General features: G+C 40.6%; 14 protein-coding genes. 4 read left to right on the top strand and 10 right to left on the bottom strand.

What is annotated here, in order from left to right; translation table 11 throughout:
* Nucleotides 1-73: 73 nt before the first annotated feature.
* The 4 genes from AC1DRQ_RS03095 to AC1DRQ_RS03080 are packed head-to-tail and all read right to left on the bottom strand — an operon-like array spanning nucleotide 74 to nucleotide 7,215.
* Nucleotides 74-1,780, bottom strand: a complete 1,707-nt coding sequence (locus AC1DRQ_RS03095; RefSeq protein ID WP_477422153.1) for a RagB/SusD family nutrient uptake outer membrane protein — start codon at nucleotides 1,778-1,780, stop codon at nucleotides 74-76.
* A gap of 18 nt (nucleotides 1,781-1,798) precedes the next feature.
* Complete coding sequence (locus AC1DRQ_RS03090) at nucleotides 1,799-4,939, bottom strand: SusC/RagA family TonB-linked outer membrane protein (RefSeq protein WP_477422152.1); 3,141 nt, start codon at nucleotides 4,937-4,939, stop codon at nucleotides 1,799-1,801.
* 29 nt (nucleotides 4,940-4,968) lie between these two features.
* Entirely contained in the window at nucleotides 4,969-5,877 is a 909-nt protein-coding gene (locus AC1DRQ_RS03085; RefSeq protein ID WP_477422151.1) for a PfkB family carbohydrate kinase, read from the bottom strand.
* A gap of 12 nt (nucleotides 5,878-5,889) precedes the next feature.
* A complete protein-coding gene (locus AC1DRQ_RS03080) occupies nucleotides 5,890-7,215 on the bottom strand; it encodes a sugar porter family MFS transporter (protein WP_477422150.1) in 1,326 nt (441 codons plus the stop codon).
* Nucleotides 7,216-7,563: 348 nt separating this feature from the next.
* On the opposite strand from AC1DRQ_RS03080, the gene AC1DRQ_RS03075 reads away from it, so the two are divergent.
* A complete protein-coding gene (locus AC1DRQ_RS03075; RefSeq protein WP_477422149.1) occupies nucleotides 7,564-10,350 on the top strand; it encodes a substrate-binding domain-containing protein in 2,787 nt (928 codons plus the stop codon).
* Between the two features lie 29 nt (nucleotides 10,351-10,379).
* Here AC1DRQ_RS03075 and AC1DRQ_RS03070 read toward each other — a convergent pair whose 3' ends face one another.
* Entirely contained in the window at nucleotides 10,380-11,711 is a 1,332-nt protein-coding gene (locus tag AC1DRQ_RS03070; RefSeq protein WP_477422148.1) for a ligand-binding sensor domain-containing protein, read from the bottom strand.
* Nucleotides 11,712-12,141: 430 nt separating this feature from the next.
* Here AC1DRQ_RS03070 and AC1DRQ_RS03065 point away from each other — a divergent pair, with 430 nt between their 5' ends.
* The 3 genes from AC1DRQ_RS03065 to AC1DRQ_RS03055 all read left to right on the top strand — a co-directional run bounded on the left by AC1DRQ_RS03065 (nucleotide 12,142) and on the right by AC1DRQ_RS03055 (nucleotide 15,479).
* Nucleotides 12,142-13,197, top strand: coding sequence for a HAMP domain-containing protein (locus AC1DRQ_RS03065; RefSeq protein WP_477422147.1), 1,056 nt, complete (start codon nucleotides 12,142-12,144; stop codon nucleotides 13,195-13,197).
* A 64-nt stretch (nucleotides 13,198-13,261) separates the two neighbouring features.
* The gene (locus tag AC1DRQ_RS03060) at nucleotides 13,262-14,584 is read left to right on the top strand and encodes a BNR repeat-containing protein (RefSeq protein ID WP_477422146.1); all 1,323 of its coding nucleotides are present in this window, start codon (nucleotides 13,262-13,264) and stop codon (nucleotides 14,582-14,584) included.
* 49 nt (nucleotides 14,585-14,633) lie between these two features.
* The gene (locus AC1DRQ_RS03055) at nucleotides 14,634-15,479 is read left to right on the top strand and encodes a glycoside hydrolase family 16 protein (RefSeq protein WP_477422145.1); all 846 of its coding nucleotides are present in this window, start codon (nucleotides 14,634-14,636) and stop codon (nucleotides 15,477-15,479) included.
* A gap of 37 nt (nucleotides 15,480-15,516) precedes the next feature.
* On the opposite strand, the gene AC1DRQ_RS03050 is transcribed toward AC1DRQ_RS03055, so the two are convergent.
* The 5 genes from AC1DRQ_RS03050 to AC1DRQ_RS03030 all read right to left on the bottom strand — a co-directional run bounded on the left by AC1DRQ_RS03050 (nucleotide 15,517) and on the right by AC1DRQ_RS03030 (nucleotide 21,558).
* The gene (locus tag AC1DRQ_RS03050) at nucleotides 15,517-17,067 is read right to left on the bottom strand and encodes a DHA2 family efflux MFS transporter permease subunit (protein ID WP_429397853.1); all 1,551 of its coding nucleotides are present in this window, start codon (nucleotides 17,065-17,067) and stop codon (nucleotides 15,517-15,519) included.
* 124 nt (nucleotides 17,068-17,191) lie between these two features.
* Nucleotides 17,192-17,794, bottom strand: a complete 603-nt coding sequence (locus AC1DRQ_RS03045) for a TetR/AcrR family transcriptional regulator (RefSeq protein WP_429397851.1) — start codon at nucleotides 17,792-17,794, stop codon at nucleotides 17,192-17,194.
* A 169-nt stretch (nucleotides 17,795-17,963) separates the two neighbouring features.
* On the bottom strand, nucleotides 17,964-18,848 hold the full coding sequence (locus tag AC1DRQ_RS03040) for an SDR family oxidoreductase (RefSeq protein ID WP_477422144.1): 885 nt from the start codon (nucleotides 18,846-18,848) through the stop codon (nucleotides 17,964-17,966).
* Between the two features lie 11 nt (nucleotides 18,849-18,859).
* Entirely contained in the window at nucleotides 18,860-19,636 is a 777-nt protein-coding gene (locus AC1DRQ_RS03035; protein ID WP_477422143.1) for an enoyl-CoA hydratase/isomerase family protein, read from the bottom strand.
* A gap of 107 nt (nucleotides 19,637-19,743) precedes the next feature.
* Entirely contained in the window at nucleotides 19,744-21,558 is a 1,815-nt protein-coding gene (locus tag AC1DRQ_RS03030) for an AMP-dependent synthetase/ligase (RefSeq protein WP_477422142.1), read from the bottom strand.
* Nucleotides 21,559-21,573: the final 15 nt, after the last annotated feature.

Here is a 21,573-nt window from a genome sequence, read left to right as displayed (position 1 = left end):
TAAAATAACTTTAAAATAATGGGACAACCCAGATTAGTTTATTAAACCAGGTTGCCCATTGTTGTTAACAATTTTAATATCCAGGGTTTTGTTTATATAAACCGTTGGTAAATGTAATTTCTGATTGCGGAATTGGAAGGTATTCATCTCTTCCGGCAGTAAATTTAGCCGTTGATAAAAATGTTCTCCTAACTTTTTCAATATTAATGTAGTCGTTTAAAGTTTTTTCTGCAATTCCCCACCTAACCAAATCAAAGAAACGTGCTCCTTCGGTTGCAAACTCCAGGCGTCTTTCCCATTGTAATGCTTTACGTGCATAGTCTTGGGTCCAGTTTGCTAAGCTATAGGGTTTTATGTTATAGGTTGAAGGAAAAGTACCATCCAGTTTTTTAAGTCGTGCGGTACTTGCCGCGGCTCTGTTTCTAATTTGATTAATTAATGGCAGTGCATTTGTCTGCTGCCCCAACTCAATATAAGCTTCGGCTTGCATTAATAAAACATCATCATATCTAATTATATCATAATTTTTTGCCGACCCCATAAACGGCCCAAGCTTAAAATAAGATGAACTTGTGGCCAATTGCTGGTTACGCATTGTATGAAAATTCCCATAAACACCCGGGTCACGCACCCAACTGTTACTGAATGGTTTTGTATTATCATATTTATACGGATGTCCGTCTATACCAACAGTGTGGTCTAATCTTGGGTCAACAGTAACTTTTGATAAATCGGCAATACTACTATTGAATGTATCAAAATTAGGTAAACCACTCGCATCAGTTGTATAAGCGTTTACTAAATTCTGACTTGCCGCATGGAATCCGCAACACCCATATTGAGGCGCTCCATGTGGATAATTTAGCCCGTCTTCAAAATTTAAACGCCCGGAAGTAGTTCCATCATTAATTGTAAATTGTATCGCGAATACAGATTCTGGTCCATTTTCCGTTTCAGGTAAAAAATTATCAGCAATATCACTACTTAACGAATATTTACCAGAAGAAATAACTGCCTGTGTAAGCGTAACAACTTCCTGTAACCTTGTTTTATTGATATTGATTACGTGGTGTTTTTCATCTTGTTCGTATGCCTGGTACAATCTCAATTTGGCTAAATAAGCCTGAGCATTTAATTTATTGGCCCTGGCTAACTCGGGCTGGGTGACCGGCAAGTTATCAATTGCATATTGAAAATCAGCAGCAATTTTATTCCATGAATCTTCATTTGATAACGTATTTGAAACTTTCAGAATGTCGTCAGTAGTTGCATTTTCATCAAAAATGGGTATGTTTTTGTATAACAATTTCATAGTAAAATAGCTATGCGCTCTTAAAAATCTCAATTCGGCCAAACGTATCTTTTTGTTTGGGAGTTCGGCATCTGAAAGTGAATTAACCGCCCTAAGCGCCACATTTGCTCTTGAAATAGATTTAAACAAATTTTTCCAGGTTCGTGAAACAAAAGAATCCATAGATGGCGTTACCAGGTTATAATGCTCCAGAGCATCAACTTCACCAACATCACCGGTACCACCACCGCCTTTATAAGCATCATCTGCACGAACGCTGCCATAGGCCCAGTCGCTATATATTGGTCCTATCATATCGCCATTACCAATGGCTGCATAAGCTGCAGTTACCAAACCTTCAATAGCGGCTGGCGACTTTAAATCTGAAGGAGACAGCACTCCTTTTGGAGTATAGTCTAATGCTTTTTTACAGGAACTAAAAATTATTAGCCCCGATAAAATAGTTGTCACTAATATTTTTGCTTTCATATTGAAATAATTTTTTCGTTAAAATGATGCGTTGACGCCAAAACTGAAGACCCGTGGAATTGGAACAGGATCGAGATCAATTCTTTCAGGATCAGGGCTTAGGTAGCTTTTATTTTTTAATGTAAATACGTTTTCGGCCATTGCAAATACCCTTAATCTGGTAAATACAGCTTTAGGCGTAATGGTATATCCAATTTGAATGTTTCTTAATTTGAAATAGGATGTATTTACAATAAAATAGTCAGAAGTCCGGCCTTCGTTGTTATTATCTTTTAGTGTTAATGCCGGTACGTTGGTGTTGGTATTTTGCGGTGTCCAGCCATCAAATACACCCGGGCCTACGTTTTCTCTGCTGTGCATCAGGTTGTTATACAGTGTATACACATCAAAGCCTTTTCTGCCAGCAACACCCGATCCAAATATTGATAAGTCGAACTTTTTATAAGTCAGATCAATTCGTGCACCGTACTCCAAAGATGGCAGTGTAGTGCCTATCCAGGTTTGATCGTTGGCGTCAATTTTGCCATCCTGGTTTACATCCACATAACGAATTCTGCCCGGTCCTGCGCCAATTTGTGTTGGAGCTGCATCAACTTCGGCCTGCGATTGGAAAAGGCCGTTTGTTTTATAACCAAATATGTCAAATTGTGAATGCCCTATTATGGTATTATCTATATTACCCGGATAAGCAGGTCTAACATTCTCTGGTAAATCTGTGATCTTGTCTCTAAAGTGCGAAAAGTTTAAAGTTACGTTGTAATTAAAATCTCCTGCTTGCTGGCCGTGATAGGTAACTAAAAATTCCCAGCCTTTATTGGTCTTTGATGCACCATTAATTGTTTTAGATTGCCCTTCGCCTAATGCCGATGCAATAGGAGGGGTGATCAAAATACCTGTGGTCTTTCTGGTAAAATAGTCAAATGAGCCCGAAATTCTATCGTTTAATATGGCAAAGTCTAACCCTGCATTTATTTCGTCGGTAGTTTCCCATTTAAGAGCAGGGTTTTGTGCCTGGGTTTGAACAAAGCCCGATGGCAACGTTCCTGTATTAGCACCAGACAATGAATATGCAGTGCCAACATTCATATACTGCTCCCAAAAGCCGGGTGTAAGTTGGTTTTGGGTGGTGCCATACCGCGTGTAGTAAAGCACGTAACGCGAAAGGTCGCCAATTTCCTGATTACCTACTCTTCCTATACCAGCTCTTAATTTCAGTTCAGAAAAAATGGTGTTGTTTTTCATGAAGCCTTCCTGGTCTATTTTCCAGCCGATTGAAGCGGCGGGAAAAATACCATACTGATTATTGACACCAAATCTTGACGAACCGTCACGACGAACTGTAAGCGAGACTAAATATTTGCTGGCATAATTATAATCCAAACGCCCAAACTGTGAAAACAAACTATTACCTATTGACCGCCCGGTAACTATGGTATTTCCTGTTCCGGCATCTAATGTAAAATAGTCTTCTGTTTGTATGGCGAAGCCTTGTTTAAGGGTGGTCTGGAAATCAGTAAAGGTTTTAATATACTCTGTACCAACTAATATTTTAAAGTGGTTATTGGCGTTTAAATCATAGTTATACCTTATTGTATTTGAAAGCGTGGTGCTCAGGTAATGGTTTTGGTCAAAAAATAGGCTGTTGGTGGTGCGGTTTAAGGCCCCTTCAGTAAAAGTTGGCGTTATTACCTTACTAAGGTATGTTGAGTTATCTGCTCCAAAATTAGATTTAAAATACAGGTTCTTAATCGGTTGGATTTCTAAAAACACGTTCCCAAATGTGTTTAAACGATTGGTATTATTCCATTTCGCAAGATCCTGCATGTGTAAAGGATTGTTCCTGTCAGAATAACCTGCTCCCGATTCGCCGGCATAGGTAACCCCATCTTTTTGATAAACCGGAATAGTTGGAGCTAATGTAACAGCCAAAAATGTAGTTGATGCTCCACCTAAGTCTCTGGTTGTAAGGGTTTCATTTGAGTTAGTTATTTTTAAATTAACGCCAAAAGCAGCTTTGTTATTAAATGCGTGCGTTATAGCATTAATGCTACCCGTAGTACGTCCATAATCTGTAAATCTAACAAGGCCGGTATTTTTGATGTTTCCAAAATTTATTTGAAGCGAAGAGTTTTTATTACCAATAGAGGCTGTAAAATCATTATTATAAACCACCGCGGTTTTATACAATACACTTTGCCAATCGGTATCACCTGCAGGGGTATTAGGATCACCACCTACAAATGGTTTAGGAACCACGCTACTTAAAACAGGATTATTATAATCATTATTCCAGTTAAAAGTATATATGTCGCCATAACCAGCGGCTGGGTCCTGGCCATCATTTACAGAAGCTTGCCACAACGCCCTGCCTCTGTCTACCGAATTTAACATTTTAAACCTTGAAGATTTTTCAGATTGAAATGAGGTGCTATTATTAAACTGGAACTGTACTTTATCTTGTGTATTTCCACCGTTTTTAGTTGTAACGATGATGACACCATTTGATGCGCGTGATCCATAAATTGATTCGGACGAGGCATCTTTTAGTACCTGAACAGATGCTATATTTGAGGGTGACAGATTTTGAAATACTTCTGGCCTGGTGGTTGGTATGCCATCAATAATATATAAAGGGTTATTATTGCCTAAAGTATTGGCCCCCCTGATTAAAATTCGGCTGGTTGACCCATTAGCCGATCCATCTTTTTCAATAAACAAACCTGCAACCCTGCCCTGTAACGCCTGCATGGTGTTTCCCGAACTGTTATTTTTTACCGGTGCTAAATCAACAACGGCAACCGCGCCGGTTAAGTCTTTCTTTCTTTCAGAGGTATAACCGGTTACAACTACTTCGTTAAGTGTGTTTTCTGCATCTTTAAATACTACATTAAGTACTTTAGTATCAGCAGTGATAGTCATCAGTATTGGTTTTGCACCTACATATGAAAATCTTACAGACTGGCCATTTTCCACAGCGATCCTGAATTTTCCATTAGCATCTGACAGTGTTGATTTTTGGGATTCAACAACCACTATAGTAACTCCATCTATAGGTTTGGATGAGTTATCTAATACGGTCCCGGTAATAATTCGGGATTGCGCGTATCCTTCACTTATTAGCAGTATAAGAAAGGAACAAATAAGTAATAATTTTCTCATTGATTTTGATTTAAGTGTAATTGGTTTGGTTAAAACATTTTGTTTATAAAGTCTTGATATTCTTTGATTTTATAATCCGGACAGCCTCCTTTCTTTGTTGCAATAAAGCCGCCCATCGCTATTGCATTTTTTAATATGATCTCGGGTGATATACCATGGTAATGGTTTACTATAAATGCCGCTAAAAAAGAATCGCCGCTGCCTATGGTATCTCTTACTTTTACCTCGCGCCCGGCAACATGGTAAGCTTTGTTCTCCTTATAGTAGGATGCGCCAAACTCACCTTTGGTAACTATGATCTCGGGTATATTAAAATGATCCTGAATAAATTTGATCTGTTCCGATTCTTTCCAGAACGAGCCCCTGAACAGGCCCTGCACCATTTCCAATTCGGCTTGGTTAAACTTTACAATATTGGCTTTATGCAGAAGGTCACCTAACAAGTCGCGGCTTATAAAAGGCGGTCTTAAATTAATATCGAATACTTTGATGGCATCGCTTTCCAGCAGTTCAAATAAGGTATTGCGCGAGACGATGTTTCTGGAAGCCAGACTACCGTAAACAAAATAGGTAGATGGTTTGATCTGCGTTTTGATGCTCTGGCTATCATTAATAAAATCCCAGGCCACAGGAAAAACGATCTCGTATGACACTTCGTTTCCGTTGTTCATGCTTGCGATTACCTCGCTGGTTGGGTGTTCCACATCTATTTGCAGTAAATGCTTTTTTATACCCCAGTTATCCAGCAGGTTTTCCAGCTTGTGCCCATTTTCATCATTGCCTATCTTACTCACCAGACTTGTTGGCATACCCAGCTTATTTAAATGGTACGAAACATTCAGCAAAGCGCCCCCGGGTTGAGGGCCGTCGGGTAAAACGTCCCAAAGTATTTCGCCGTAGCAAATGGCAGGGGTAACTGTATCAGCTTGTAAATTCATAATTTGATTATATTAATGCATTACCATATTAGTTTCAATCTGCTCTAATGACCTTCCTTTTGTTTCGGGCATGAACTTCCAGACAAAAATCAGCTGGCATATCATCATGGTGCCGAAAAATGAAAAGGTTATTGTACCGCCCAGTTTTTCAGCGAAGTATGGAAAGGAAAAAGCGATTAGCGCTGCCATGATCCAGTGAGTAGAGCTGCCCAGTGTTTGGCCTTTTGCTCGTACCTGGTTAGGAAATATTTCCGAAATAAATACCCATATAACGGCCCCCTGCGAAAAAGCGAAAAACGCGATGAACAACATCATATAGGCAGGAATAGCAAAACCACTGAGATGCCCGGAGTAAAATGTGTAAGCCACCAGGAAAAGAGAAACGATTAAGCCGATTGAACCGATGATCATTAGTACGCGGCGGCCAACCTTGTCTATAATATTAATAGCCAGCAGGGTGAATATAAAATTGATTGCCCCAAGACCAACTGTTGACAAGAGTGATGAATGCGCCCCAAGACCTGCCATTTCAAATATGCGCGGGGCGTAATAAATAATAGCGTTGATGCCCGATACCTGGTTAAAAAAGGCGAACAAAACTGCTAAAACCACAGGTGTTTTGTACTGCCCCGAAAACAGGTTCTCACTTTTACCACTTTCATTTAAATTAGAATTACTGATAGCAGTCAGTTCACTTTCACAGTCCAGCGGATTGATTATCCGTAGTATTTCAAGAGCTTTGGCTGTTGCACCTTTTTTGAGAATGAGCCAACGGGGGCTTTCAGGTATAAAATAAATGAGCACCAGAAAAAGCAGTGATGGAAAAGCCTGTACGCCCAGCATCCAGCGCCATGAAGTATCGCCCCCCTGGCTAATGAGGTAATTGGAAAGATAGGAAACCAATATGCCCAATACCACATTAAACTGGAACAACCCAACCAACTGGCCGCGGCGATCAGCAGGCGATACCTCTGATATATAAATTGGTGCGGTTACTGATGATATACCTACACCCAAACCGCCCAGTAGTCTGAACACTAAAAATACATACCAGTTATCGGCAAGCGCGGTACCAACTGATGATAATAAATAAGCCGCAGCTACAAAGTATAAGGTGTTTTTTCGCCCAAAGATATCTGAAGGCCGGGCACCTAACAATGAACCTATTACTGTACCTATTAAAGCGATAGAAATTGTAAGGCCATGCTCTACTACTGATAAATGCCAGAATTGCTGGATAGATTTTTCGGCGCCTGATATTACAGCGGTATCAAACCCGAAAAGAAAGCCACCAAGGGCCACGACCATGGACCAGGCCAGGACGGAATGTTTTCTCATAATATTTATTAAGGTGTTATTGGATTTATGCTTGCAAAGTAGGCCAATTGAGGAGGTGCCTGTTACCGATTCCGTATCAAAAAAGTATAAAAACAAATCATTATATATCTATCTGATTTACAGATAAATAAAATTTAAAATCAAAGAGTGTAAATTGAAATCTTCGTTTATGTTACCTGTTTCTTTCAATCCTGTAACATTGTTGCGGTTGTTGCGGGGTTTTGGCAAAGCCCTGAATTTGTTTTGTAAAAACATTTATTGATACCTTTACTTTGTTTAATCCTAAAAGGAAAAATAAACCAACAATTAATCCTGTTAATCACCTTTTCTTCCAAATAATTTGAGCCGATGGCCTTTCGCAACAAATGGCATAGTAAAAACCGACTGATCAGTACCCTGATGGTCATTATAGCTATGCTTATTACCGAGAGTTGTAAAAAGGCCGATAAAACATCGCAGTATACAATAGGGTTTTCGCAATGTATTGGTTCTGATCTCTGGCGCCGTACCATGCTTGATGAAATGAGGATGGAACTTTCATTACACCCCGACGCCCGCTTCATTTATGCTGATGCCGATGGTAACAGCAGCAAACAGGTTGAACAGGTAAAGAAAATGCTTGACGAGGGTGTCGATCTCCTGATCATTTCTCCAAATGAGGCACAACCGCTTACCGGTATAGTGGAGCAGACTTACAATAAAGGCATTCCTGTAATTGTGATCGACCGTAAAACCTCATCAGCCTTATATACAGCTTATGTTGGTGCAGATAATTACCAGATTGGTAAAATGGCTGGTGAATATGCAGGTACCCTTTTAAAAGGCAAGGGGAACATTGTAGAAGTAATGGGGCTTCCCGGCTCTTCGCCGGCTATTGAAAGGGACCGCGGCTTTTCTGACGGGTTAAAGAAATATACCGACATACATATAACCGCCAGGGTGTATGGCGATTGGCTGAAGGATAGTGCTGAAAGGCAATTGATAAGGATTGAGCCTGTTATAAAAAATGCGAATGCATTATTTGCCCATAACGATGTAATGGCGCTCGGGTCGAGAAAGGTTCTTGATAAATTTAAAATAAGGCACGGCGTTAAAGTACTGGGTGTTGATGCACTGCCTGGTAATGGGGGAGGCCTGCAAATGGTTGCTTCAAAAACCATTGATGCCAGCATGATATATCCTACAGGCGGTAAAGAGGCTATTATGACGGCCTTCAGGATCTTAAACAAAGAATCTTTTGCAAGAGAAAATTTATTACAGTCGGTCGTGATTGATTCTACCAATGTACAGTTAATGAAGCTGCAATGGAACAAGATCAATAGCCAGCAGAAAGATATTGAACGGCAGCAGGCTTTACTTGAAGAACAAATAAATATTTATAACAGCCAGCAGGTTATTTTAAACATCATTGTAATATCGCTGGTACTGGCTTTAGTATCAGGAGGGCTTGCCTTTTACTCGCTGATGGAAAACCGCAAGATCAATAAAAGGCTGGAGGTTAAAAACAATGAAATATTAGCACAACGCAACCAGTTGATCGAGATGTCGGCCAGGGCCGAAGTGGCAACCGAAGCTAAATTAAAGTTCTTCACTAATATTTCGCATGAGTTCCGCACACCACTTACGCTCATCCTTTCGCCTGTTGAGGATATGATGAGCAACGAGAAGTTCAATATAGTTGCCGGTAAAAGTTTAAAACTGATCCATAAAAATGTATATCGCTTATTGCGCCTGGTTAACCAACTGATAGATTATCGTAAAATAGAATATGATAAACAGCAGATTAATGTATCACCCAATAACATTATTGAATTTACCAGGGATATCATAAATAGCTTTCAGGACAATGCGCAAAAACGCAATATTAGCTTGAGCCAGGTAAGCGATGAACAAAATATAACGGTTTGGTACGATGTTAATCTGTTGGATAAGGTGTTTTTTAATATCATAGCAAATGCACTCAAATTTACCAACGATAATGGCCGTATACAGATAATCTTCAAAAAGAACGATAATAATACCATTGATATAGCCATACAGGACAATGGAATTGGTATGGAGCCTGAAGAAACAGCGCATGTATTTGAACAGTTTTACCAGGCCGAAAATGGCTCATCAAAAGGATCAGGCTTGGGGCTTGCCTTGTCAAAAGAAATAGTGACCCTGCACCATGGGAGTATCCAGGTGATCAGTAAAAAATGGCAGGGAACTACCTTCATTATTAATATGCTGTTAGGTGATGAACACTTTGATCATCCTGCCCAACAAAGTATCAATAAAAAACAAACCGATATTGAAGAGCGTGCAAAAATTTATGTGACCGACCTGGAAGTGCCTGCAATAAAAAAACAGGAAGAGGAAACATTTGGCGCTCCAAAAGAACAGTCAATACTGATCATAGAAGACAATAAAGATCTGCTGAATTACCTGAGCGAAAAATTAGGCGAGACTTATGAAATATTTACTGCCGATAATGGAGCAAGCGGGCTAAATGAAACTTTTGAACGCGTCCCGGATCTGATCATATCTGATGTTGTATTACCTGGTATGTCTGGGAAAAATATTACCGTTAATCTAAAAACCGATATCAGAACCTCACACATTCCCATCATATTATTAACCGCACAGGGCAGTGTTGAACAGCAAATAGATGGCATAACCTGCATGGCTGATGCCTATATTATTAAACCTTTTAACTTTGATTATTTACTGGCTACGGTTAAAAACCTGATCAAAAACAGGGTGATTCTGAAAGAGCACTTTACAAGCGATGTGAGTAATACCAATATGCCGGTATCAAAAAACCTGGATAAAAAGTTCCTGAATGATTTTGCAGGTATCGTAGAGCAAAACTTAGCCAACGAAAACTTTAGTGTAGATGAAATATGCAAAATAATAGGTGTTTCCAGGATCCAGCTTTACCGCAAGGTTAAAGCATTGCTTGGCTGTAGTATCTCTGATTATATTTTAAATCGTCGGTTAAAAAAAGCAAAATATTTACTGATGAATGAAGGGTACCCGATATCTGAGATCACTTATATGGTTGGTTTTTCTACCCCTAATTATTTCTCCACTGTTTTTAAGGCAAAATATGGCTGTACCCCAAGCGAATATAAACGCAAGCAGCATTTGTAACTGGTATAACTTATTTATAATGAAATTTTTTATTTCTTCCTGATCCTTAGCAGGCCGTTAGCGGTAGTTGCATAAATAACACCTTTTGAGTCCTGAACTAATTGATAAATTGTATAGCCGGGTGCGGCAGAATTGTTATTGTGATAGTTTTCCCAACCATCTTTCAAATTAAACCTTACCAGGCCCGACTGATCTGTACCTATCCACAAAACATGTTCAAACTTGTCATACAATATATTATTGACACGGTTTGAGGGCATTCCTGAATTTTTATCGTTATAATGAATCCAGTTGCCGTTAGTTTTCAGCACCGCTACACCCTCTTTATCATTATCTCCCTCAACTTTATTGATGCCAATCAACGAGAAGTAAAGGTTACCCTTTTCATCTTCTACAGCGCCTGAAATGCACACGTTTTTCAATGGTGTATCAAATGTATTAAATGTAGTTACAAAGAAGTCTCTATCAATCATGATACTGCCTTTCGAAGTACCTATCCATAAACGATTCCGGCTATCAACATAAGCATACAAAACATTATTTGAGGGTAGCAGTGGTATCGTTTTTTTATTCAATAGCACAACCTTATCATTTCTTACTACTACCAGGCCATCTTTAGTAGTAAAAATAAGTTTACCGTTGCTGCTATTTAAAATGTGCGTAATGCCTGATTTTATAAACTTTTTGAAATCGTATACCTGCCACCCGGCATCGGTACACTTGTATATCGTATTGTTAATGTAAACCCATTTGTTATTGTCTTTGTCCACAGTTATATCCCGCACGGCTGTTTCGGCGGTAAATGGCGAGTTAAATTCATTAACCGGATTAAAAGTTTTTCCATCAAACCGGGTCAGCCCCCGGGCAGTAGCATACCACAAAAGATCAGTTTTATCTATGGCAAAAGATTGGGCAATATTATCAGGAAGAGGTGAATTATATTTGGTCCACACTGTAAATTCATAGTTTTTTAATGATGGATTATTATAAACAGCTTTTTCGTTATAAATAACAGGATCGCCGGGCGGCTTTAATTGAGCCAGGTCCATTCTCTGCATCTGGGCCGATATATTGCCATTAACAATACGGAAAATTACGTTCACAGATGCAGCCACTGGCTTGCCGTTTTCTATAGCTGGTTTCCATATATTACCATTCAGGTACCTGATCAACTCAGCTGTTAATGGGCTGTTGGTGACATCAGTATGGCTAAGCACGCAGCTAAAACCAGAGGGTTCTACCAAAACCTGAAAGGTTATTGATAAATTGACATCTTTTAACAGATATTTACGATTGATTCTGTCGGTTATATAATCCAGCGTAAACTGAGCACATGTTGCTTTTGGATCTCCGCAGTCCATACAATAGTTTGAAGCATTGCATAGTTCTATTTTTTCGGAAAAAAGATTTTGCGCGGAGAGTACCGCGGGGAAAAAGAAAATAAACAGACCGATAAGCAATAGCTTACAAATTTTGCTGGGATATAACAATGTTAACATTACAGTTTATAAAGTAAAGAAAGCAAACTCAAAACGGCAAGCGAATGATAGTTAAAATTGGTTAAAGTCTTACGCAATGGGATCAAGCTTGCTTTTGTAACTAATTTGTTATTGTTCGTTTTCTGTATCGGCAAGATATTAACGATTTATGCTAACTAAATCATGTAGCAATTGCTAATCAGAGTTATTAAAAATTGAACTTATAAACAGGACAGATTTTTAATTATCTTTACTTGGTAATCTATACCAGACCGAACTATAATAATGTTTTAACCAACTTCATTGTATAGTCATGAAAATCAAAAAAAAGCTTCTATTAGGATTCGGCCTTTTGTTTGTAGCTGTGCTGATTTTTGGTGTTGTATCTGTTTACTACATCAAAGTGATATCTGGAACTTCCAATGTTACCTTAAAAAACAACTACGAAACATTACTATTTACTCAGGAAATGCGTTCGGTTTTAGATGAAAATGATCTGCCATTAACATCCCGGGAGTCTGAAACATTTGAGACAGCCCTTAAGAAGCAGGAAAATAATATCACAGAACCAGGTGAAAAAGCAACAACAGAAGATCTGCGCAAAGCCTTCACATTGCTCATCAATCCCTCATCAGATTTAAATCAAAAACAACAAGCAAAACGAAATGCGCACCTGCAATTGAAAAAGATCGAAAGCTTAAACATGCAGGCAATCGTACTTAAAAATAATTATACCCATTCAACGGTGAGTAAAGCTGCCTTTTACCTTGGGAGTATAGTGTTTATCACCTTTTTAATCCTTTTTATTTTAATTGTTAATTTCCCTGGATTTATACTGAATCCGCTTCTCGAATTGACAAATGGTCTTGATCAGGTTAGTCGAAAAAATTATAATACCCGGCTTAATTTTAGTACAAGCGAAGAGTTTACCCGATTGGGCGAAGCATATAATACAATGGCTGCCAGGCTCAGTGAACAGGAAGATACCGGCCTTTCCAAAACAATTTCGGCAGAATTGCAGATAAAAATGCTGATAGAAGAGACCCCTTATGCCGTGTTGGGGGTCAATGAAAAACAGGAAATTTTATTTATTAATCAGGAAGCGAAAAAAATCCTGAACCTGAGCGAAAAGTCGGTTATTGGGCAATCTGTTTTGGAGTTGAGCAAAAGTAACCATTTGATGAAAATGATGCTTGAAAATAATGATCCTGCAAGCCCTTTACAAGTTAACCAGGATGGTAAAGTATCATATTTTCAACAAAAGAGCATTGAAATTGTGGTGCCAAATTTTAAACCAGACCACGAAACACTGCAGATTGCAGGATATTCGGCCGGAAGGATCCGAATCTTAAAAAAAGTAACAGGGTAGGCAAAACTGTTTTGTTAATTCTTACTATTTTACACCTGTGTAATACATTTTGTTGATCGGGTTTATGACTATATGTAAATGGTGTTTGTTTCTCTTTGTAGTTTTCTATATTAAGTTACCGGGCTATGCACAGCTTATACCCATTAAAACTACAACAATTGGCATGGGCTGGGCAAATAACTCGGTCAACACGGTTATCTTTCGTAAAAACTCGCTGGTAACTTATAAAGGCACGCAATACGCGGCTTATTATGATAATGATCAGTTTGTGGTATTGGCCAAACGGCAAACCGGCTTTAATCATTGGCAAACCATGCGCACACCCTACAAAGGCGACGCCACCGACGCGCATAAGGCCATTTGTATCATTGCAGACGGAGCCGGTTATCTTCATGTAACCTGGGGGCATCATAACCAACCTTTAAACTACGCAATGAGTATATCAACCGGCAGTCTCGAACTATCTGCAATGAAGCCTATGACAGGTGATAAGGAAAACAAAGTATCGTATCCAGAATTTTATAAACTGCCCGATGGCGATCTATTATTTCTTTACCGGGATGGCGCTTCGGGCAACGGCAATCTGATGCTGAACCGCTATACTGTTGCAACTAAAAAATGGAGCAGGGTGCAGGATGGTTTAATTGATGGCGAAGGCAGCCGCAATGCTTATTGGCAAATGGCTATTGATAAACACGGCACTATTCACCTGTCATGGGTATGGCGCGAAAGCCCCGATGTAGCCAGTAATCATGATATGTGCTACGCCCGCTCAAAGGATGGGGGACTTACCTGGGAAAGATCGACCGGCGAAAAATATGTTTTACCGATAACAGCCGCCTCTGCCGAGTATGCTTGTAAAATACCTCAAAAAAGTGAACTGATTAACCAAACATCCATGTTTGCTGATGATGAAGGTAATCCTTTTATCGCCACTTACTGGCGCGAAGAAGGGCAAACCGTACCACAGTATCATTTAGTTTATAACAACGCTGGTAAATGGCAGGTAAGTAACCTTGGTTTTCGCAAAACGGCCTTTAGCCTTAGCGGTGGGGGAACTAAAAGTATCCCCATATCGCGCCCGCAGATCATTGCATGGAGTTTGGGTAAACATATGGCGGCAGCCTTGATCTTCCGCGACGCGGAGCGTGGCGACAAAGTTTCTGTAGCGATAACCCGTGATCTGAATAGTAATAAATGGCAGGTCAATGACCTGTCTGCAGCAAGTGTTGGGGCCTGGGAACCAACTTACGACACCGGCTTATGGGGAGATAAAAAAGTGCTTGATCTGTTTGTGCAAAAGGTAGTACAGGTTGATGGCGAAGGCCAGGCAAATATTCCGCAGCAACCAGTACAGGTATTGGAGTGGAAACCCACCGCCAGGTAACTATTATAAACAAAAAAGTGCCGGGGCATTAAAACGATAAATATTAACGATGAATAAATATGTCATACTTTTTCTGGCATTATTAGTTGGGATACCGCTTACCGCTAAATGTCAGCAAAGCCCAAGGGATACTACCGAAGGTTATAAACTGGTTTGGGCAGATGAATTTAATAACGAAGGACAGCCCGATGCTAACAACTGGGGATTTGAACACGGTTTTGTACGTAATAATGAATTGCAATGGTACCAGCCTCAAAATGCCGGTTGTCATAACGGCACGCTGGTTATTGAGGCTCGGCAAGAAAAAGATTTAGCCAATCCCGGCTATCTTCCGCAAAGTAATAACTGGAAAACCAGCAGACCTGAAATTAAATACACATCAGCCAGCCTTAATACCTCAGGCTTGCATAGCTGGCAGTATGGGCGGTTTGTGATGCGGGCGCGTATTGATACGGATGCAGGGCTATGGCCGGCTTTTTGGACCCTTGGGCTGTCGGGCGAGTGGCCCTCAAATGGCGAGATTGATATTATGGAATATTACCGGAATAAACTGCTGGCCAATATAGCCTGCGGAACGGCAACCCGCCATAAGGCTAAATGGTATAGCCAAACCAAAGCGCTGGAAACTTTTAACCCCGACTGGTCCAAACAGTTTCATATATGGCAAATGGATTGGGACAAAAATGCCATTAGCTTGTATGTTGATGGGCAGTTGATGAACCGGGTAGAGCTGCATGATCTAATTAACCAGGATGGGAGCAAGGTTAACCCCTTTGAACAACCGCATTACATATTGCTTAACCTGGCTATAGGCGGCGACAATGGCGGAGATCCGGCTTTAACCCCCTTCCCAAAACATTTTGAAATTGATTATGTAAGGGTATATCAAAAATAGGGGTGATAACCTGTACATCAGAATATCTAACCCATTTTTAATGATCCGACGAAGGGATCACAAGAGGCCTTTTTTTATCTCTTTTAGCAACAAAAAGCAGTAAAGGTAGTACTATGGCAAAAAACAGGCCGATCAGAAAATAACCATCAAGGTAACTGGAGAATGAAGATTGCTTTATGACAACTTTTTCTATCAGCTCCATTGCTTTTTGCTGAGCATCAAACAGGCTAAAGCCCTTTTGCTGAAATGCTCCTGTATATGTGTTGATCCTGCTAACCGAGATCGGATTATCAGCAGTAATATGGGTAATGAGATCAACACGGTGCGAGGCTATCCGGCGTGCTACATAGGTATTGATAATGGAAATGCCGAAAGAACCACCTAATTGCCGCATCATATTGTTTAACGCGGTACCTTGTGGCATATCCTTAGCTTCCAGCGATGACACGGCCAATGTACCTAAGGGAACAGTGAGCAACGCCATACCTATTGCCCTGAATATCAAATTTAAGGTAATGTCAATAGCCGGGGTTTCCAGGTTGATTCTTGACATAGACCAGTTAAAATAAATAAAACATAAAAAACCAAAGAAGACTATCAAAGCGGCCGAAACTCCCTTTTGCAGTAATTTTCCGGTAACTATCAATGCCAATACGGCCACAATAGAGCCGGGCAAAAGCAACAGTCCTGATTGGGTGGGGGTAAAGCCCAGTAAACGTTGCGCAACCACTGGGGTAAGGTAAATGGAAGTGTACATACCTATCCCGGTAATAAAGGTGAGCACAGCGGCTATGCTCAATGATCTGAATCGTAATATACGCAGGTTCACCACCGGGTTTTCGGTATATAGCTCCCATATAATAAATGCAGTGAGCGAAATAACGGCAACCACGGTTAGGAAAATAATATAACCAGCTGCAAACCAATCATCTGTTTGCCCTCTTTCCAGCACCACCTGGAGCGAGCCGATTCCGATGATCAGTAACATGATGCCGGTCCAGTCAACTTTAGCTATTTTTTGTTTGATCAACGGTTCATACAAAAGGAACAAACATGAAATCACAGCAGCTACCCCGATAGGAATATTAATATAAAAAATCCAGGGCCATGAATAATTTTCTGTGATATAACCTCCCAGTGTTGGCCCAATAGTAGGACCGATGAAAACCCCTATACCAAATAAGGCACTGGCTGTGGCCTGCTTTTCTTTTGGAAATAATTCAAAAACAACGGTAGCTGAAACCGAGAGCAGGGCGCCACCACCCAAGCCCTGCAGAAACCTGAATGCCACCAGTTCCCAAATTCCCGTAGCGTTACCACACAAAAAAGAACAAACAGTAAAAAGTATGATAGAACCAATATAATAATTCCTTCGCCCAAGATTATTAACTAAAAAACTGGTCATAGGAATAATGATCACGTTGGCTATAGCATAGGAGGTTATCACCCAGGAAATATCTTCTAACGTGGCACCAAGGTTACCGCTCATATAGTTAAGGGCCACATTTACAATAGATGTATCTATTAGCTCCATAATTGCTGCCGCAATTACGGTGATCAAAAGTATTTGTCGTTTTAAAGGAGTCATTTTTATACTGATTGGTATATTTTTAATTGTAATATTTAATTGAAATTGGGTATGATGTATATGATATTTAATCGTATGGATATTTTTATAATATACCAATCGGTATTTTATAGATTAAATTTTTTTACTTTTTCATTTGGCTGATCAACATTTCTACGGTTTGCAAAACGTTATCCATATTGGCAGGATTGCCGGTAACCCGCGATATCATTACACCACCTTCAATTAAGGCGATAACAGACAATGCCGTTTGGCGCGGATCTACTTCTGCTTTAAATTCGCCTGCATCAATTCCTTGTTCAATGAGCTGTACTATATTCTTTTTCCATTGAAGTATGGCCTTTGCTGCCCTGTCTTTTAATAAATTATTGGTATCGTCTGCTTCTGTAGCTGTGTTTAATATGGGGCAACCTCCCCGGTTAATCCTGCCTCCTGATACTTTCCGGTAAACTTTGGCGTAAACCATTAATTTATCGTGGTAGCTTTGAGCTAAGTCAGTTTGTTCTTTTGTTGATTTTGAAAGCCTGGAACAATTAAAATCAAAAACGGCCAATGCAACTTCTTCTTTATTTTTAAAGTTACTGTAAATAGAGCCTTTAGACAGACCAGTGGCGCTGGTGATATCAGACAGCGCTGTGCCGGCGTAGCCTTTCTTATTGAAGACCTCGGCGGTGCTTTCAATAATAAAGTTCCTGGTACGTTCTGATTTTGATGATGCCTTAATCATGACAGCAAATATACCGATTGGTATTAAATTGCAAAAAGCAAATCTTTAATATTACTTTTCTATGTCAAGTATGGGTTTTTAAAGATCGCTTTAGTGGGTGCGCCAATTCAGGCGTCAAGCAAATTGATTGGGTTATGCTAAAATTGCGAGATAGGAGATAAGAAAAATATTATGCTTTGCGTGTTGCCTGTTCAATGCTGTCCCACATGGCATCGGGTACCATTTCAAGCCCGCTGAACTGACCGGCGCCTTGCAGCCATTCGCCGCCATCGATAGTGATCACTTCGCCATTAATATAGCCCGAAAAGTCGGATACCAGGAAGGCAGCTAAATTGGCCAGTTCCTGGTGCTCGCCTACACGTTTAAGCGGAACCCGATTTTTAAAGTCGAACTTTTGTGCCATATCGCCGGGCAGTAAACGTTCCCATGCCCCTTTGGTTGGGAAGGGGCCAGGCGCTATGGCGTTGGTGCGGATGTCGTGTCTGCCCCATTCAACGGCCAGCGACCGGGTCATGGCCAGCACACCGCCCTTTGCGCAGGCCGACGGCACAACATAGGCCGAGCCTGTAAAGGCATAGGTGGTAATGATGTTGAGGATGGTGCCAGGTGTTTTTTCGGCTATCCAGTATTTACCGAGGGCCAGTGAGCAATTGGCCGAACCCTTTAACACAATATCAATAACAGCCGAAAACGCGTTTGCCGATAACCGCTCAGTAGGCGAAATAAAATTACCCGCGGCATTGTTCAATAAGGCATCAACCCGGCCAAAAGTAGCAATAGATTGTTTCAGCATATTTTCAACATGGTCATAATTTCGCACATCGCAGGCTATGGCTAAAACCTTTCCGCCAGTTTCTGTTTCCATTTCGGCAGCGGTTTTTTCTAATACGTCCAGCTTCCGGCTGGTGATCACCAGGTTGGCTCCTAATTTTAAAAAATAGGTGCCCATGGCCTTGCCCAGGCCGGTACCCCCACCGGTTACAATAATGGTTTTTCCTTTCAGGGCATCATCCCTTAACATACCTGTAGCCGTTGTTGTGCTGTTGTCGCTCATGATCAAATGAATTATTGGGCTGCTGCTGATTTTGATTTTAGATTCTGGATAAGCATTTGCAGGCCTTTCCTGGTTTCGGGCGCCCACCACTGCTGCAGCATATTGTTTAAAGTTGCGGATTGGTCGGTATTTAGTTTGTCCATCAGTTCCTTACGCAGGTTTAACTTGCTTTGGCTCCAGGTAATTGGGTTTAGCAGCATATACGTCCTGATCTTTCTTTCGGCTGTTGTTATCAGGCTTTCGGCGGGACTTATCTCATCTATCAAACCAGCATCAAACGCCTCATTAACTTTTAGGAGCTTGCCTTCCATCAAAAACTGGTAAGCTTTATGCTGACCAAGCCAAAAAGCGTACAAGTTAAAAACGCTATCGGGTACGATAATACCTACCGGAATCTCATTTAAACCAATGATGAATGCGCCATCGGCCATCACGCGATAATCACAACAAATGGCCATTACACATCCCCCGGCAGGACTATGGCCGCTAATAGCAGCCACCATTGGCTTTTTAAAAGCCGCCAGCAGGCGTTGCAGTAACAAAAAGTCTGTCCATAAAGCACGGCTTTGTTCCTCATCATATTCGTAAGCCTCAATCAGGTCAATGCCCGATGAAAAGAAACCGGGCTTACCTGTTAAAATCAGGCCGCCTACATTATTATCCCTTTCCAGTGATTGAATGCAGGTTATCAGCTCTTTAACCATTTGGTGGTTGATAGCATTGGAACGCCCTCTGTCAAGCATTACAATAGCCAGCCGGTCGTTTATGGTTAATTGGAATGTGGTCATATTGATTAGAATCAAGAGTTAAGAATCAAGAACCAGGGATGTCAGAGCCAGGAATTAAGTGTGTTTTTTTGCCTTGATTCCTGGCTCTTATCTCTTGCCCCAAAATATCAGTGTACCAGGGACGGATTTTCATGTTCTTCGCCTGTATACATTTTATCAATTTCGGCTTTATATTTTTCTGTGATCACCTTGCGTTTCATTTTGCCGGTAGGGGTGAGCTCTCCACTTTCTATCGACCATTCATCAGGCATTAAGGTTACTTTCTTAACCTGTTCCACATGGTTAAATTCGGGATTAAAGGCGTTTATTATAGATTGATATAATGCTACAACCCTACTATCTTTTATAATCTCATTGTTGGATGAAAACGCAATGTCGTTTTGCTTACACCAGGGTTTTAAATTGGTATAGGAGGGTACGATGAGTGCTGCTGTAAATTTTCTTTCGGCCCCAACTACCATCATTTGTTCAATAAAATGATTCTCTTTCATTTTATTTTCAATAGGAAGGGGAGCCACGTATTTACCACCCGATGTTTTAAAGATCTCTTTTTTACGATCTGTTATTTTAAGAAACCCATCCTTATCCAGTTCCCCGATATCGCCGGTGCAAAACCATCCGTCCCTAATAACTTCGGCCGTCATTTCCGGGTTTTTGTAGTATCCCACCATAACATTAGGACCTTTGCAAAGTATCTCGCCATCATCAGCAATCTTAACCTGTACTCCGCTCAGTAAAGGGCCTACAGTGCCAAATTTTCTGCCACTTTTTTGGTAATGATTAACTGCAATTACCGGCGAAGTTTCAGTAAGCCCATAACCCTCCAAAACAACCATGCCGGCGGCTGTAAATATTTTTTCCAGCTTTATAGGGCAGGCAGAGCTTCCTATAACGATGGCTTTTACATTGCCACCAATGGCATTACGCCATTTGCTGTAAACCAGCTTATCGGCAATGGCCAATTTAGTTTTATACCATAGGTTGTTATTATTGATCTCAAACTGTTCAGCAACTGTGATCGACCATAAAAAGATCTTTCTTTTAATACCTGTTAGTTTTTGCCCTTGTACCATAATTTTCTCGAACACTTTTTCCAGTAGCCGTGGTACCGCAGTAAAAATATAAGGCCTGGCCTCTTTCATATTGGCGCCAATAGTATCCATGCTTTCGGCATAATGGATAGAAAACCCAAAGAAAAGATAGATATAAGTGCACATTTTTTCGAAAATGTGGTTCAGCGGTAAAAAGCTCAGCGCTATTTTCTGTTCTATCGGTATCTGGGCAAGCACATCACCGGAGGCCATAACATTGGTTAAAATATTTTTATGGGTAAGCATTACACCCTTGGGCCGGCCTGTAGTACCTGATGTATAAATAATGGTGGTTACATCATTTTCTGTTATGGTATCGCTTATTTTCAATAACCTTTCACGATAACCCTCCTGTAATGGCTTAAAAAGTTCGGCCCAGTTGGGGCAATCTTCCATCTGATCAAAAGTATAAACAGCCTTTAACGACGGGATGTTTAATCGGACTTCATTTACCTTACCGCACAGCTCTTTTGTACTAACAAACAAGTATTTTACCTCTGCTTCGTTCAGTATCTGTTCCAGCTCTTTGGGGTTACTGTTGGGATATAAGGGCACCAATATAGCGCCTATGAGTTGTACGGCAAGGTCGGTTATCAGCCATTCGGGTCGCCCATTGCTAATGAGCCCTATTTTATCCCGGCCCTCTGTTGTACTATCGCCCTGCGAAACACCCATATCCAAAAGCGACATGGCTAACTGGTAAACCAGGGTATGAACTTCCTGTGTGCTGTATGCTTTCCAGTCACCATTTACTTTGGCGTTCAATAAACTCACCCTGGGCTCTTTTGCCTGGATCTCCATGCAATCAAACAATCTGGCCGCTTTTTTCATATACTTAACAGTTAA

This window comes from Mucilaginibacter sp. P4_E8 (assembly GCF_056401495.1).
The sequence above is the reverse complement of the archived record's forward strand: the minus strand, read 5'-3'. Positions and strand labels throughout refer to the sequence as shown.

Coding starts and splice junctions, on each gene's coding strand:
- AC1DRQ_RS03095 (WP_477422153.1), bottom strand. CDS start 1,780: ATGAAAGCAAAAATATTAGTGACAACTATTTTATCGGGGCTAATAATT.
- AC1DRQ_RS03090 (WP_477422152.1), bottom strand. CDS start 4,939: ATGAGAAAATTATTACTTATTTGTTCCTTTCTTATACTGCTAATAAGT.
- AC1DRQ_RS03085 (WP_477422151.1), bottom strand. CDS start 5,877: ATGAATTTACAAGCTGATACAGTTACCCCTGCCATTTGCTACGGCGAA.
- AC1DRQ_RS03080 (WP_477422150.1), bottom strand. CDS start 7,215: ATGAGAAAACATTCCGTCCTGGCCTGGTCCATGGTCGTGGCCCTTGGT.
- AC1DRQ_RS03075 (WP_477422149.1), top strand. CDS start 7,564: ATGGCCTTTCGCAACAAATGGCATAGTAAAAACCGACTGATCAGTACC.
- AC1DRQ_RS03070 (WP_477422148.1), bottom strand. CDS start 11,711: ATGGACTGCGGAGATCCAAAAGCAACATGTGCTCAGTTTACGCTGGAT.
- AC1DRQ_RS03065 (WP_477422147.1), top strand. CDS start 12,142: ATGAAAATCAAAAAAAAGCTTCTATTAGGATTCGGCCTTTTGTTTGTA.
- AC1DRQ_RS03060 (WP_477422146.1), top strand. CDS start 13,262: ATGACTATATGTAAATGGTGTTTGTTTCTCTTTGTAGTTTTCTATATT.
- AC1DRQ_RS03055 (WP_477422145.1), top strand. CDS start 14,634: ATGAATAAATATGTCATACTTTTTCTGGCATTATTAGTTGGGATACCG.
- AC1DRQ_RS03050 (WP_429397853.1), bottom strand. CDS start 17,067: ATGACTCCTTTAAAACGACAAATACTTTTGATCACCGTAATTGCGGCA.
- AC1DRQ_RS03045 (WP_429397851.1), bottom strand. CDS start 17,794: ATGATTAAGGCATCATCAAAATCAGAACGTACCAGGAACTTTATTATT.
- AC1DRQ_RS03040 (WP_477422144.1), bottom strand. CDS start 18,848: ATGAGCGACAACAGCACAACAACGGCTACAGGTATGTTAAGGGATGAT.
- AC1DRQ_RS03035 (WP_477422143.1), bottom strand. CDS start 19,636: ATGACCACATTCCAATTAACCATAAACGACCGGCTGGCTATTGTAATG.
- AC1DRQ_RS03030 (WP_477422142.1), bottom strand. CDS start 21,558: ATGAAAAAAGCGGCCAGATTGTTTGATTGCATGGAGATCCAGGCAAAA.